Source organism: Microbacterium petrolearium (assembly GCF_054782875.1).
This window is the reverse complement of the sequence record NZ_BAAGRQ010000005.1, coordinates 158,527-170,138: the sequence shown is the minus strand read 5'-3', so window position 1 is coordinate 170,138 and position 11,612 is coordinate 158,527. Positions and strand designations below refer to the sequence as shown.

General features: G+C 73.4%; 15 protein-coding genes and 1 pseudogene. 1 reads left to right on the top strand and 15 read right to left on the bottom strand.

Annotation, left to right across the window (positions count from 1 at the left end; translation table 11 throughout):
- The 15 genes and pseudogenes from ACYVJ0_RS06230 to ACYVJ0_RS06160 form a co-directional block, all read right to left on the bottom strand.
- Positions 1 to 103: pseudogene (locus tag ACYVJ0_RS06230) on the bottom strand (IS5/IS1182 family transposase); the annotation flags it as partial.
- A gap of 95 nt (positions 104 to 198) precedes the next feature.
- Positions 199 to 873, bottom strand: a complete 675-nt coding sequence (locus tag ACYVJ0_RS06225; RefSeq protein WP_460816702.1) for a C40 family peptidase — start codon at positions 871 to 873, stop codon at positions 199 to 201.
- Entirely contained in the window at positions 870 to 1,304 is a 435-nt protein-coding gene (locus ACYVJ0_RS06220) for a hypothetical protein (protein ID WP_460816700.1), read from the bottom strand. Before ACYVJ0_RS06220 ends, ACYVJ0_RS06225 begins: the two co-directional genes overlap by 4 nt.
- Entirely contained in the window at positions 1,301 to 2,593 is a 1,293-nt protein-coding gene (locus ACYVJ0_RS06215) for a FliI/YscN family ATPase (RefSeq protein ID WP_460816698.1), read from the bottom strand. The genes ACYVJ0_RS06220 and ACYVJ0_RS06215 overlap by 4 nt, the downstream gene beginning before the upstream one ends.
- Positions 2,590 to 3,228, bottom strand: a complete 639-nt coding sequence (locus ACYVJ0_RS06210) for a FliH/SctL family protein (protein WP_460816696.1) — start codon at positions 3,226 to 3,228, stop codon at positions 2,590 to 2,592. The genes ACYVJ0_RS06215 and ACYVJ0_RS06210 overlap by 4 nt, the downstream gene beginning before the upstream one ends.
- Positions 3,218 to 4,222 (bottom strand): flagellar motor switch protein FliG, encoded by a 1,005-nt coding sequence (gene fliG, locus ACYVJ0_RS06205; protein WP_449853951.1) that lies wholly within the window; start codon positions 4,220 to 4,222, stop codon positions 3,218 to 3,220. The genes ACYVJ0_RS06210 and fliG overlap by 11 nt, the downstream gene beginning before the upstream one ends.
- Positions 4,219 to 5,856 (bottom strand): flagellar basal-body MS-ring/collar protein FliF, encoded by a 1,638-nt coding sequence (gene fliF, locus ACYVJ0_RS06200; RefSeq protein WP_460816694.1) that lies wholly within the window; start codon positions 5,854 to 5,856, stop codon positions 4,219 to 4,221. The genes fliG and fliF overlap by 4 nt, the downstream gene beginning before the upstream one ends.
- The gene (gene fliE / locus ACYVJ0_RS06195; RefSeq protein WP_460816692.1) at positions 5,856 to 6,158 is read right to left on the bottom strand and encodes a flagellar hook-basal body complex protein FliE; all 303 of its coding nucleotides are present in this window, start codon (positions 6,156 to 6,158) and stop codon (positions 5,856 to 5,858) included. Before fliE ends, fliF begins: the two co-directional genes overlap by 1 nt.
- On the bottom strand, positions 6,158 to 6,550 hold the full coding sequence (locus tag ACYVJ0_RS06190) for a flagellar basal body rod protein FlgC (RefSeq protein ID WP_460816690.1): 393 nt from the start codon (positions 6,548 to 6,550) through the stop codon (positions 6,158 to 6,160). The genes fliE and ACYVJ0_RS06190 overlap by 1 nt, the downstream gene beginning before the upstream one ends.
- Before the next feature lie 10 nt (positions 6,551 to 6,560).
- On the bottom strand, positions 6,561 to 6,905 hold the full coding sequence (locus ACYVJ0_RS06185; RefSeq protein WP_460816688.1) for a flagellar basal body rod protein FlgB: 345 nt from the start codon (positions 6,903 to 6,905) through the stop codon (positions 6,561 to 6,563).
- Positions 6,906 to 7,020: 115 nt separating this feature from the next.
- Entirely contained in the window at positions 7,021 to 7,296 is a 276-nt protein-coding gene (locus ACYVJ0_RS06180; protein WP_460816686.1) for a hypothetical protein, read from the bottom strand.
- The gene (gene fliS / locus ACYVJ0_RS06175) at positions 7,289 to 7,711 is read right to left on the bottom strand and encodes a flagellar export chaperone FliS (RefSeq protein WP_460816685.1); all 423 of its coding nucleotides are present in this window, start codon (positions 7,709 to 7,711) and stop codon (positions 7,289 to 7,291) included. The genes ACYVJ0_RS06180 and fliS overlap by 8 nt, the downstream gene beginning before the upstream one ends.
- Positions 7,711 to 9,093: a flagellar filament capping protein FliD gene (gene fliD / locus ACYVJ0_RS06170; protein ID WP_460816683.1), complete on the bottom strand. Its 1,383-nt coding sequence runs from the start codon at positions 9,091 to 9,093 to the stop codon at positions 7,711 to 7,713. The genes fliS and fliD overlap by 1 nt, the downstream gene beginning before the upstream one ends.
- A gap of 81 nt (positions 9,094 to 9,174) precedes the next feature.
- Positions 9,175 to 10,023: a flagellin N-terminal helical domain-containing protein gene (locus tag ACYVJ0_RS06165; protein WP_460816682.1), complete on the bottom strand. Its 849-nt coding sequence runs from the start codon at positions 10,021 to 10,023 to the stop codon at positions 9,175 to 9,177.
- Between the two features lie 101 nt (positions 10,024 to 10,124).
- Positions 10,125 to 10,928 (bottom strand): sigma-70 family RNA polymerase sigma factor, encoded by an 804-nt coding sequence (locus ACYVJ0_RS06160; RefSeq protein ID WP_460816680.1) that lies wholly within the window; start codon positions 10,926 to 10,928, stop codon positions 10,125 to 10,127.
- Between the two features lie 188 nt (positions 10,929 to 11,116).
- Between ACYVJ0_RS06160 and flgN the strand changes: the two genes are divergently transcribed.
- Entirely contained in the window at positions 11,117 to 11,602 is a 486-nt protein-coding gene (gene flgN, locus ACYVJ0_RS06155) for a flagellar export chaperone FlgN (RefSeq protein ID WP_460816678.1), read from the top strand.
- Positions 11,603 to 11,612: the final 10 nt, after the last annotated feature.

Sequence of the window (11,612 nt, the reverse complement as noted above, 5' to 3'; positions counted from 1 at the left end):
CGACGGTCGAGTCCACCGACAGCGACCAATCGATCAACCCCGCCGCGTCGGCCGCGGCGGTCAGCTTCGCCTGCACCTTGTCACCGGTACCGGCGGCGGCGAGGGCCGCCGCGAAGCCGCCGGCCGTGCCCTGCGCGCCCTGGCCGCGGCCGGCCGAGGGCGCGGCGGGGGCGGGGGCGGCGACGAGGCCGACGAGGCTCACGAGCTCGCCCCCGTCAGCAGGCCGAGCGCCGATGACAGGCCGGTCTGCTGCGTGGCGAAGACGCTCTGCATCGCGGTGAGCAGCTCGGCCTGCGTGGCCGTCGCGGCGGGGGTCGCGGCGACGGCGGGCGCGGCGGCGGTGGCCACGCGGCGGATCGTGGAGATCTCGCCGGGGGAGAGGTAGTTGTCGACGAGCTGCACGTCCTTGCCGGGGCGGGGAGCGTGGATGATCTTGCCGTCGCCGGCGTAGATCACGATGTGGCCCTCGCCCTTCGTGACGATGAGGTCGCCCGGCTGCGCCTGGTCGAGCGAGGGCACCTCCACGCCGATGTCGGCCTGGTCCTGCACCACGCGCGGCGCGTCGATGCCGAGGTCGGCGAGCACGCGCTGTACGAGGCCCGAGCAGTCCATGCCCGTCTCGTCCTCGCCGCCGAACACGTACGGCACGCCGAGGTAGTTCTTGGCCTGCGCCACGATGTCGGCGCCCGTGACGCCGCCGGCCGGGGCGCCGGCGAGCGTGTTCAGCACGGTGCCGAAGTCCGCGGCCCCGGTGCCGGCCGCCGCCGTCGCCGTGGTCGCGGCCCGGGCCGTCGACGTCGCGGCGGGCGTGCTCAGCTCCTGGATGGCGGACTGGATGCCGGCGATCCGATCCGTGATGGCGGAGATGCTCATGCGGCTCCTTCCCGGGGTGTGGACGCCCAGCGTCCCGTGGCGATCTCGTCGAGCGCGGTCTGCTCGGCGTGCAGCTCGCGGCTGCGCTCGCGCTCGAGGTGCGCGGCCTCGAGCTTCTCGAGTCCCCGCGCGCGGCGCTTGGCCTCGGCGTGCGCGCGGCGCGCATCCTCCTCGGCGTCGCGGCGCTCGTCGCTCAGCCGGCTCAGCTCGCTCAGCTGCGCCCTGGCCGCGGCGCGCGAGGCGGCGATGGCGGCGAGGGAGCGCACATCGACCGCGGCGTCGCCGGCGCCGGCGAGGGCGGCGCGCGTGCGGCGCTCGCCCGCCTCGGCCTGGCGCGCGGCGATCGACGCGCGCGACGCGCGCTCGGCGGCGGCGCGCTCGTGCACGCCGCGCAGCCGCAGCAGTCCGGAGAGGGAGAAGCGCTCGCTCATGACAGGTCTCCGAAAGACGACACGAGCACCTCGAGCCGTCGCCACGCCTCGGGGGCGGGGCACGACTCGTCGAGTGCCTGGGTGAGGAAGGCGGTGATGTCGCGGTCGTGCGCCACGGCGGCGTCGACGCGCGGATCGGCTCCCGGCTGGTAGGCGCCGATGTCGATGAGGTCCTTGGCGCCGCGGCGCGCGGCCATGACGGTGCGCAGCTGCGTGGCCAGCCGGCGCTGGTCGGCCGTGGTGATCTTCGACGCGACGCGCGAGATCGATCCGAGCGCGTCGATGGCCGGATGATGTCCCGTGACGGCGAGCGCGCGATCGAGGACGATGTGGCCGTCGAGGATCGAGCGCGCGGCGTCGGCGATCGGCTCGTTGTGGTCGTCGCCGTCGACGAGCACCGTGTACAGGCCGGTCACCGATCCGCGGCTGCCCGTGCCGGCGCGCTCGAGGAGCCGGGCGAGCACCGAGAACGTCGACGGCGGGTAGCCGCGCGTCGCCGGCGGCTCGCCGGCCGAGAGCCCGATCTCGCGCTGGGCCATGGCCACGCGGGTGAGGGAGTCCATCATGAGCACGGCGTGCGCGCCCTCGTCGCGGAACGACTCGGCGATGCGCGTCGCCGTGAACGCGGCGCGCAGGCGGGCCATCGCGGGCTGGTCGGAGGTCGCCACGACGACGACCGAGCGCGCGAGGCCCTCCGGCCCGAGGTCGTCCTCGAGGAACTCGCGCACCTCGCGGCCGCGCTCGCCGACGAGGGCGATGACGGCGACCTCGGCCTCGGTGCCGCGCGCGATCATCGACAGCAGCGACGACTTGCCCACGCCCGATCCGGCGAACAGGCCCAGCCGCTGGCCGCGGCCCACCGTCGTGAGCGTGTCGATCGCGCGCACGCCGAGCGAGAGCGGCGTGTCGATGCGGGCGCGATCCATCGCCGAGGGCGGATCGTTGTCGAGCGTGACGCGCGGGGCGTCGATTGGGCCCTTGCCGTCGATCGGGCGGCCCAGCCCGTCGAGCACCCGTCCGCGCAGCGCGTCGCCGGCGGGCACGCGCAGCGGTCCGCCGCCCGCGCGAGCGGGGGCGCCCGCCGTGAGCCCCGTGACGGGCGCGAGCGGCATGCAGCGCGCGCCGTCGGTGCCCGTCGCGACGACCTCCGCCGCGATCCCGTCGCCGAGCGTGACGAGGTCGCCGACGGCGCTGTCGAGCCCGCGCACCTCCACGGCGAGTCCGCGCACCTGCGCGACCGAGCCCATCCGCTCCGGTCGCACGGCCTCGAGCACGGCGTCCCAGCTCATGACCCGCCACCCGTCTCGGCGGCGTCGCCGGCCTCGAGGGCGCGGCGGGCGCGGTCGAAGGCCGCCGCGACCCGCGCGTCGACGAGGCCCTCGGGCAGCACCGCGACGGCGTCGCCGCGCGCCAGCGAGGCGTCGGCCGTGAGGGCGAGCCCGTCGGGCGCGGCACCGGCCTCGCGCAGCGTCTCGAGATCGACGGGGTTGAGACGCAGCTCCCGCACCTCGGCCGCGCCGGCGCCGGACAGCGCGCGGCGCACGGCGAGCGCCGCGGCGTCGTCCGCGGTGCTCAGCTCGCGGCCGACGACGGCCTCGGCCAGATCCACCGCGAGCCGCTCGAGCGTGCGGCAGCCCGCCTCGACGAGCTCGCGCTCCCGCGCGGCGAGCGCGGCCACGGCGGCGTCGAGCGCGACGAGCGCCTGGCCGATGCGGCGCTCGGCCGCGATGCGCTCCTGCTGGCGCTCGTGCGCGAGCTCCTCGCGGATGAGCGAGACGGCCTCGTTCGCGGCGCGCATGCCCGTGGCGTGACCGGCGGCGTAGCCGCGGATGCGGGCGGCCTCGAACTCGCGCTCCAGCTCGGCGCCGCGCCGGTCGATCCGGGGGAACACCGCTGAGGTGAACGAGGGGGCGTCAGTAGACATACTCGTCCTCGTCCGAGCGGTGCACCGTGATGTCGCCCGACGCCGCGAGCGAGCGGATCGTGCGGACGATGTCCGCCCTCGCCTCCTCGACCTGCGAGACGCGCACCGGGCCCATGATCCGGATCTCCTCGTCGAGCACCTCGCGGTTGCGCTCCGAGACGTTCTTGCGGATGACGTCGGCGATCGCCTGGTTCACGCCCTTCAGCGCAAGGGCCAGCGTGCGGATGTCGACGCCGCGCAGCACGCGCTGGGCGTCGCGGTCCTCGAGCTTGACGATGTCGGCGAAGGTGACCATGCGCGAGCGGATCTCCTCGGCCAGCGCCGTGTCGCGCGCGTCGATGCTCTCGAGCAGCGCCTTCTCGATCGTGGCGTCGGAGCGGTTGATGATCTCGACGAGCGGCTGCACGCCGCCCACCGCCTCGGCCCCCTCGCGCATCGCGAACACGCCCGTGCGCGAGCGCATCGTCTCGGCCACGACCGCGATCGCCTCCTGCGTCGCCGATCCCATCGTCGCGATCGACTGCGCGACGTCGGTGCGCAGCGGATCGGGGAGGGCGGCGAGCACGTGGGCGGCGTGGCTGGTGCGCAGGTGCGCCAGGATGAGCGCGATCGTCTGGGGCAGCTCGCCCTCCAGCAGCGTCGCGAGCTGCTCGGGGTCGGCCGCGTTGAGGAACTCCAGCGAGGTGCCGGCCATGCTCGAGTTCACGCGCGTGAGCACGCCCGCGGCGCGGTCGGCGCCGAACGACGCCTCCAGCAGCGAGGCGGCGACGTCGCGGCCGCCGCGGCCCGGCGGCAGGTGCCCCTTCGCGAGCCGGTGGAACTCGCGCAGCGCGCGCGCCGTCGTGGCGGCGTCGGGCTGGCGCATCCGGATGATCTCGGCGGCGATCTCCTCGGCCTCGGTCTCGGTGAGGTGCTTCATGACCTCCACCGCCCGGGAGCGATCGAGGTTCATGAGGACGACGGCCGCCTTCTGCGTGCCGGTGAGCGTGCTCACACGCTCACCTCCTCGCCGATCATGGCGCGCAGCGCCTCGGCGGTCTTCTGCGGGTCGCGGCGCGCGATCGACTCGAGCTCGATGCGGTGGCGCTCGAGCGCGATCTGGTCGGGCTCCGGCCCCTCGGGCTCCGGGTCGATGTCGAGGCCGAGCGGAACGGTGGGCGGCGTCTCGATCTGGGGCGTCTCGAAGGCGACCGTGGGCGGCTCCGCCGCGTCCTGCGGCGTGAGCAGGAGCGTCGGGGTGGCGTCGAGGGCGGCCATCGGCTCCATCTCGTCCGCGGTGCGGCGGCGGCGCAGGCGCACGGCGAGGATGATCACGCCGATCAGCAGCGGCAGGGCGATGGCGACGGCGATCGCGGCGGTGCGCAGCAGCGCGTCCATCCGCTCGGCCTGCTCGGCCTCGCGCGCCTGCTCCAGCGCGGCCTGCGCGGCATCGGCGTCGGCCGTGCTGAAGGGCATCGTCGCCACGGTCACCTGGTCGCCGCGCGCGGCGTCGAGGCCGGCGGCGGTGGCGACGAGCTCCTCGAGCTGGCCCACGTCGAGGCCGGCGGCGGCCTCCTCGTTCACCGCGACCGAGACCGTCTGGCGCTCGATGGCCCCGGCGGGCGTCGAGACGCGCTCGGTGCTCTTGTTCACGCTGTTGTCGACGATCGTCTCGCTCGACTCGTACGATCCGGCGCCCTGGCCGTCGGGCACGGCGATGTTGTCGGGGCCGAGCACGCCGGCGCCGCCTCCCGTGCCCGTGTACGTCTCGGTGCGCGTCTCCTCCGTCGCGGGCGGCACGTCCTCCGGGTTCGTGAACGTCTCGTCCACCCGCTCGCTCGTGGCGTTGGACACGTCGGCGGCGACCGTGACGGTGGCGTTGCCGGCGCCGACGACGCGATCGAGCATCTCCTGGATGCTCGCGGCCACCTTGGCCTCGTAGGCCGAGGCCTGGTCGTCGAGACCGCCGGCCGGGCCGGTGCCCACGGCCGAGAGCGTCTCGCCCGCCTGGTCGATCACGGCGACGTTCTCGGGCGCCATGCCGCTGATCGCGGCGGAGGTGAGGTGCACGATCGCGTTCACCTGTTCGCGGCTGAGCGTCGATCCGGACTTCGTCTCGACGAAGACCGAGGCGGTGGGATCGACCGTCTCGGAGACGAATACGCTCTCCTCGGGGATCGCCAACTGCACCGAGGCCGCGCCTACGCCCTCCATGGACGAGATCGTGCGGGCCAGCTCGCCCTCGATCGCGCGCTTGTACGTGACCGACTGCTGGAACTCGCTCGTGGTCACGCCCATGTCGTCGAGCAGGGTGTAGCCGTTCGTGCCGTCGCCCGGCAGGCCCGCCGCGGCGGCGGCGAGGCGCTGGTCGTACACGTCCTGCTGCGGCACGAGCACCGTCGCGCCGCCGTCGGCGAGCTCGTACGGAACGTTCGCGGTCTGCAGCTGCTCGACCACGGCGCTCGCGTCGGTGGCGGTGAGCCCCGTGAACAGCGGCGCGTACTGGGGCCGCGTCAGCCAGCTCGTCAGGGCGATCACGCCGAGCGCGAGCACGGCCACGCCGATGATGGCGATCGTGCGCTGCGCGAGCGTGAAGCCCGAGATCGCGCGCCCGATCCGCCCGAAGAAGCCGCTCACCGCCTGGGGCATCAGGCTTGCATCCTCATGATCTCGTTGAAGGCGTCGACGCCCTTGTTGCGCACGGCCGCGACGAGCTCGAGCGTGACCGAGGCGCGCGTGGAGGCGATCATCGCCGAGTGGATGTCGTCGAGGTCACCGGTCACGGCGGCCACGGCGAGCTCGTTCGAGGTGGCCTGCAGCTTCGCCAGCTCGTCGACCGCGCCCGTGACGGAGTCCGCGAACGCGGTGCCGTCGGTGGCGGGGGCCGTGGGGCGGGGGAGCAGCGCATCGGCCGCGCCCGAGAGGGAGTCGATGGCGTCGATGGGGGGCATCAGGAGCGTCCGATCTGCAGGGCGGCCTCGTAGGTCGTCTTCGCGCGGTCCACCACGGCGGCGCTCGCCTGGTAGCCGCGCTGGGCCAGGATGAGCTGGCTCATCTGGGCGCCGAGGTCGATGTCGGGGTAGCGCACGTAGCCGTCGTCGTCGGCGAGCGGGTGGTCGGGCTCGTACACCACGCGGCCCTCCTCGTCCCCGTACGCGATGCCCGCGACGTACACGCCGGGGCTGTCCGCCGAGTTCTGGACCGTCACGTAGCGCTCCTGGAACGCCGCCTCGTCGGTGGCGCGGGCGTTGTTGACGTTGGCGATGTTGTCGCTGAGGGCGTCGAGCCACTTGCGGTGCACCGTCAGGCCGGTGCCGGCGATGCCGATCGCGTCGAAGGTCACGCGTTCCTCCTCACGAGGTCGTGCGCAGGGCCGTGCGCACGCCGTTGAACGAGCCGCCGATGGCCTGGCTGGCGAACTGGTAGCGCAGGACGGTGTCGATGTTCGACAGGGTCTCGGTGTCGAGGTTGACGTTGTTGCCGTTCAGCCGCGTGGGCTCGAGCGACTCGGCGGTCGTCGCCTCGGCGACGCCGGAGCCCTCGGCCACCGAGCGGGCGAGGGCGTCCTCGAACTGCACCCGCTTGGCGTGATAGCCGGGGGTGTTGACGTTCGCGATGTTGTCGGCGATTGCGCGCTGTCGCTGCGACAGGCCGTCGAGCGCGCTCGTGAGGGCGCTGAGGGTGACCGAGTCGAACACGAGGACGTGTGCCCTTCAATAGCAGCTGTCCGGCCGATCCGTGGCCTGAGGGTCGAGCGATCCGTGCTCACGGTGCTCTATCGGCAGCCGCGCGCCGCGCGTTAGGAGCGGGTTCTCAGCCGTCCAGATCGACGTACGCCGGGCGGCCCTCCGGGGCGCCGGGAACCCGGCGCAGCGCCGTCAGCTGCGCGAGGGTCTCGTCGCGCTCGCGGGCCAGCGCGGCCACGCGCTCGCGCTGCGCCTGCAGCACGCGGCGCGCCCGCGCCTCGAGCTCGGGCGGCAGATCGGCGGCCGGCCTCGCCCACGCCGTCGGCGCGGTGCCGGGCGCGAGGTCGCGCTCGAAGCGGTCGAGGAGCGCCGCCCATTCGCGCAGCGCGTCGCTGTCAGGCATGGGCGTGCACCGGGGCGGCCGCGGCCTGCGCGGCGCCGTGCCAGGCCTCGCGCAGCGGCGCGATGAGGTCGCGGCACTCCCGCGTGCGCTGCGGGTCGCGCCCGATGTTCGCGCCGATCAGGGTCGTGGTGAGGTGCACGTAGAGCGCCCGCAGCGAGGCGCTGCCGTCCCACGTGTCGGCGAGCGATGCGTTCAGCTCGGCGACGATCGCCTGCGCGTGCACGAGGTGGGTGGACGCGTCCTGCCAGTTCCCCGAGAGCTGGGCGGCCTCGGCGCGCTCGACGTCGAGCAGCAGGCGGTCGTACAGCATCGTGACGAGGCGCTCGGGCGTGGCCGAGAGCACGGCGTCGGTCTGGTAGCGCTGCTGGGCCGCGCGCAGCTGCGCGACGCGGGCGCCGGGTGCGAATGCGGTCATCACTTCTTCCCGTTGTTGTAGGTGGGCAGCGCGGAAAGCTGCGAGGTGAGATACGCCTGCTGCGACTGCATCTGGGAGAGCATCGTCTCGAGGCTCGCGTAGGTGCGCTCCAGCGTGGCGCGGCGCTGCTCGAGGCGCAGGTCCCAGCGCTCGATCTGGTCCTCGAGGGCGTCGACCTCGCTCTCCTGGCCCGTGATGCGGGAGGTGAGCAGGCCGTCGTAGCGGTCGGAGTACTGGTCGGCGACGGTCTCGACGCGCGTCGCGATCCCCGTGAAGACGCTCTCGACGAGGGCGGGATCGTCGGCCATGGCGGCCTCGAACTTCTCGGCGTCGAAGGTGAGCACGCCGTAGCGGTCGATCGAGATGCCGATCGACGAGGGCGAGACGCCGTCGACGGGGTACTGCACGGCGTCGGCCAGCGCGCGGCGCAGCGCCCGCACGGTGCTGTCGCCCGTGTAGACGCCGAGGGTCGTGCTCTCGCCGGCGCCGCCGACCGTCGCCTTGGAGCCCTCGTCGATGCGCTTGAGCACCGCGGCGATCGAGTCGACGAACGACTTCGCGGTCTTGGCGCTCGCGGCGGTGTCGGCGGAGACCGAGACGGTGACGGGCTCGCTCGTGACCTTCGACACGGTCACGTCGATGCCGGGCATGAGGTCGTCGAAGGTGTTCGTGGACGAGGTGACGACCTGCTCGGCCGCCGTGCCCGCCCACAGCCGCACCTGCGCGTCCTGGCCCTGGGCGACGACGGCCGCGCCGGGCTCGGTCGCGAGGTCGACGGCGGTGCCCGCGTCGACGGAGGCGGCGTCGCCCCGGTACAGCTGGAAGGTGCCGGCGGCGCCGCTGGCGTTCGCGACGAGCTGCAGGCGCTGCAGCGGGTCGCCGTTCGCGTCGACGCCGGCCGAGACGACCTGCGCGGTCACGGGCGCGCCCGCCTTGTTGATGGCGGCGGCGACCTCGGTGAGAGAGGTGCCGACCGCGACGATCTCGGTCTGGTTGCCCTCGGCGTCGACGAGCGTGAGGGTGGGCGGCTGCTCGGGCCACTCCGTCAGCGCCGACGTCACGACGGTGTGGGCCGTGGCCACGCGGTCGACGACGACCTCCATGCGCGACGCGGCGGCCCCGGCGGAGGCGGTCACGGCGACGGCGTCGCTCGAGCTCGTGGCGGTGTAGGCGGCGAGTGAGTCGGCCTTCTTCGCGCCGGTCGCCTTCGTGAGCAGGTCCTGCAGCGAGGTGTTCAGGGTCTGCAGGTGGCTGATGACGACGCCCTTGTCGTCCGCCTTGTTCTGCAGCAGGGTGCGGGGGATCGCCTGGACGTCCATGAGGGCGTCGATCAGCGCTGTCGTGTCGAGTCCGGACGCGAGTCCGTCGAGCGAGAGTGACATGTCGCCTTCCCGGTTCGGGGGATGGTGGGGGACCGCCCGGGCGAGAGCGGAGGCCGCGTCTCGCCCGGGCGGTCAGCCGGCTCACTGCAGCAGCTGCAGCACGCCCTGCGTCGACTGGTTCGCCTGCGCGAGCATGGCGGTGCCGGCCTGCGACAGGATGTTCGCGGCGGTGTACTTGACCATCTCCGACGCCATGTCGGTGTCGCGGATGCGGCTCTCCGCGGCCGAGAGGTTCTCGGCCGACACGTTGAGGCTGTTGATGGTCGACTCGAAGCGGTTCTGCGCCGCACCGAGCTCGGCGCGAGCCGACGAGATGTTCGTGATCTGCGTGTCGAGCGCCGCGATCGACGCGGCGGCGTTCGCCGCCGTGTCGAACGTCAGGGCGCCGACCGCCGTCGCGACCGCGGTCACGTCGGCACCGGTCAGGTCCACGACGATCTGGTCGTTCGCAGCGACGCCGCCGGCACCGACGTGGAACGTCAGCTGGCCGCTGCCGTCGCCCGCCGTCGCGCCCGTCAGCAGCGAGATGCCGTTGAAGTTCGTCGACGTCGAGATGCGGGTGAGCTCCGAGGTCAGCTGGTCGACCTCGGTCTGGATCGCGGCGCGCGACTTGTCGTTGTTCGAGTCGTTGCCGGCCTGCACCGCGAGGTCGCGCATGCGCTGCAGGATGGAGTGGACCTCCGTCAGGGCGCCTTCCGCGGTCTGGATGACCGAGATGCCGTCCTGGGCGTTGCGGGCGGCCACGTTCAGGCCGTTGACCTGCGAGCGCAGGCCCTCGGAGATCGCGAGACCGGCCGCGTCGTCCGCCGCGCGGTTGATCCGCAGGCCGCTCGAGAGCTTCTCGAGCGACTTCGACAGATCGTTCTGCGTGTTGGACAGGTTGCGGTAGGCGTTGAGCGCCGACACGTTGGTGTTGATCTGCATACCCATGGTGTTCCTCCGTGACTGGGTGGTGGTGCGGAGCCCGTCCGTGAGCTCCATGCAGACCTATCGGCAGCGCCCGCCCATCCGTTAGGCGCGGCGCGAGCCGATCAGGCGCCGGCCGCGCGGGGGAGGAACGCGTGGGCGAGGCGGCCGCCGCCGGCGGCGATGCGGTCGAAGTACGACTCCCGCGCGGAGGCCGACACGCGGGAGGTGGGCACGGGCAACGCGGTGGGCTCGTCGGCGTAGAAGCGGTCGAGCGCGTCGCGCAGCAGGCGCAGCGCCTCCGAGCGCTGCTGCGACACCGCCGAGTGCGACACGCCCAGCTCCGCCGCCACGTCCTTCACCGGGCGCTCCTCGAAGTACACGGCCTGCACGATGAAGCGCATCCGCTCCGGCAGCGCGGCGATCGCGCGGGTCAGCACGTCCTGCCGCTCGCCCAGCACGGCGGCGTCCTCGGGCAGCGGCTGCTCGGCGGCCACCTCGTAGACGCTCGGCTCGTCGATGCTGGTCATGGTGCGGGCTGCGTCGGCGAGGCTCTCGGCCACCGCCGCCGTGTCGACGCCCATCGCCGTGGCGATCTCGTCGTGCGTGGGCGTGCGTCCCAGGCCCGCCGCGAGCGTGTCGCGCACGGCCACGGTCTCCTTGATGCGGCGGCGGATGCCGCGCGAGGCCCAGTCCATGGAGCGCATCTCGTCGGCGAAGGCCCCGAGGATGCGCCGCCTGGCGTACGCTCCGAAGGGAACACCCTGATCGGGGTCGAACGCCTCGGCGGCGGTCACGAGCGCGAGCGCTCCGGCCGCGGCCAGATCCTCCCGCGGGATGTGGGTGGCACGCGAGCTGAGCTCGGCTGCCAGGAAGCCCACCAGGGGCAGGTTCTCGACGATGAGACGATCGCGCTCGACATGCGTCATGCCGGAGCCGCCTTTCGGGGGAACGGGGCGGTGGAGGAGCGAATCTTCAGTTTCGTATCCGGGGAGATTCTGGGGACTTCTACCCATGTACTACCCGGACACTCGTAACCGTAGTGGCAAACCTGCCGACAGTGTCAAGTGCGCGGCCATGGCGTGTCGCGTATCAGGGGGAGATGGGAATCGGTCACATGGGAGCGAACGAGCTGTCGATGCGGCTGTGGCGCGAGCGCGAGCTGCTCGAGTCCCTGCTGTTCAAGCTCGAGGAGCAGGAGCTCATCCTCGCGGCCGGCCGCTCGCGGTGGGTCCAGCTCGCCGCGGACGAGGTCGAGGACGTGCTCGGCCGCATGCGTCACGCGGGGCTGGGACGCGCGATCGAGGTGACCTCGGTCGCGGAGGAATGGGGCGCCCCCGCCGAGGCGACACTGCGCGACCTGATCGCGCACGCGCCCACCGACGCGTGGCGCGAGGTCTTCGAGGAGCATCTCGCGGCCCTGACGGCGCTCGCCGCCCAGGTCGCCGAGCGGCGCGACGCGAACACCGTGCACCTGCGCGCGGCCCTGCGCGCCACCCAGGAGGCGATCGCCGGCCTGGGCGTCGACACCGGCGAGTACGGCGCCGACGGCACCAGCACCAAGGGGGATGCCGGCCCGCGCATCCTCGACACCGCACTGTGACTTCGAGCTG

Coding starts and splice junctions, on each gene's coding strand:
- ACYVJ0_RS06225 (WP_460816702.1), bottom strand. CDS start 873: ATGAGCATCTCCGCCATCACGGATCGGATCGCCGGCATCCAGTCCGCC.
- ACYVJ0_RS06220 (WP_460816700.1), bottom strand. CDS start 1,304: ATGAGCGAGCGCTTCTCCCTCTCCGGACTGCTGCGGCTGCGCGGCGTG.
- ACYVJ0_RS06215 (WP_460816698.1), bottom strand. CDS start 2,593: ATGAGCTGGGACGCCGTGCTCGAGGCCGTGCGACCGGAGCGGATGGGC.
- ACYVJ0_RS06210 (WP_460816696.1), bottom strand. CDS start 3,228: ATGTCTACTGACGCCCCCTCGTTCACCTCAGCGGTGTTCCCCCGGATC.
- fliF (WP_460816694.1), bottom strand. CDS start 5,856: ATGCCCCAGGCGGTGAGCGGCTTCTTCGGGCGGATCGGGCGCGCGATC.
- fliE (WP_460816692.1), bottom strand. CDS start 6,158: ATGCCCCCCATCGACGCCATCGACTCCCTCTCGGGCGCGGCCGATGCG.
- ACYVJ0_RS06180 (WP_460816686.1), bottom strand. CDS start 7,296: ATGCCTGACAGCGACGCGCTGCGCGAATGGGCGGCGCTCCTCGACCGC.
- fliS (WP_460816685.1), bottom strand. CDS start 7,711: ATGACCGCATTCGCACCCGGCGCCCGCGTCGCGCAGCTGCGCGCGGCC.
- fliD (WP_460816683.1), bottom strand. CDS start 9,093: ATGTCACTCTCGCTCGACGGACTCGCGTCCGGACTCGACACGACAGCG.
- ACYVJ0_RS06165 (WP_460816682.1), bottom strand. CDS start 10,023: ATGGGTATGCAGATCAACACCAACGTGTCGGCGCTCAACGCCTACCGC.
- ACYVJ0_RS06160 (WP_460816680.1), bottom strand. CDS start 10,928: ATGACGCATGTCGAGCGCGATCGTCTCATCGTCGAGAACCTGCCCCTG.
- flgN (WP_460816678.1), top strand. CDS start 11,117: ATGGGAGCGAACGAGCTGTCGATGCGGCTGTGGCGCGAGCGCGAGCTG.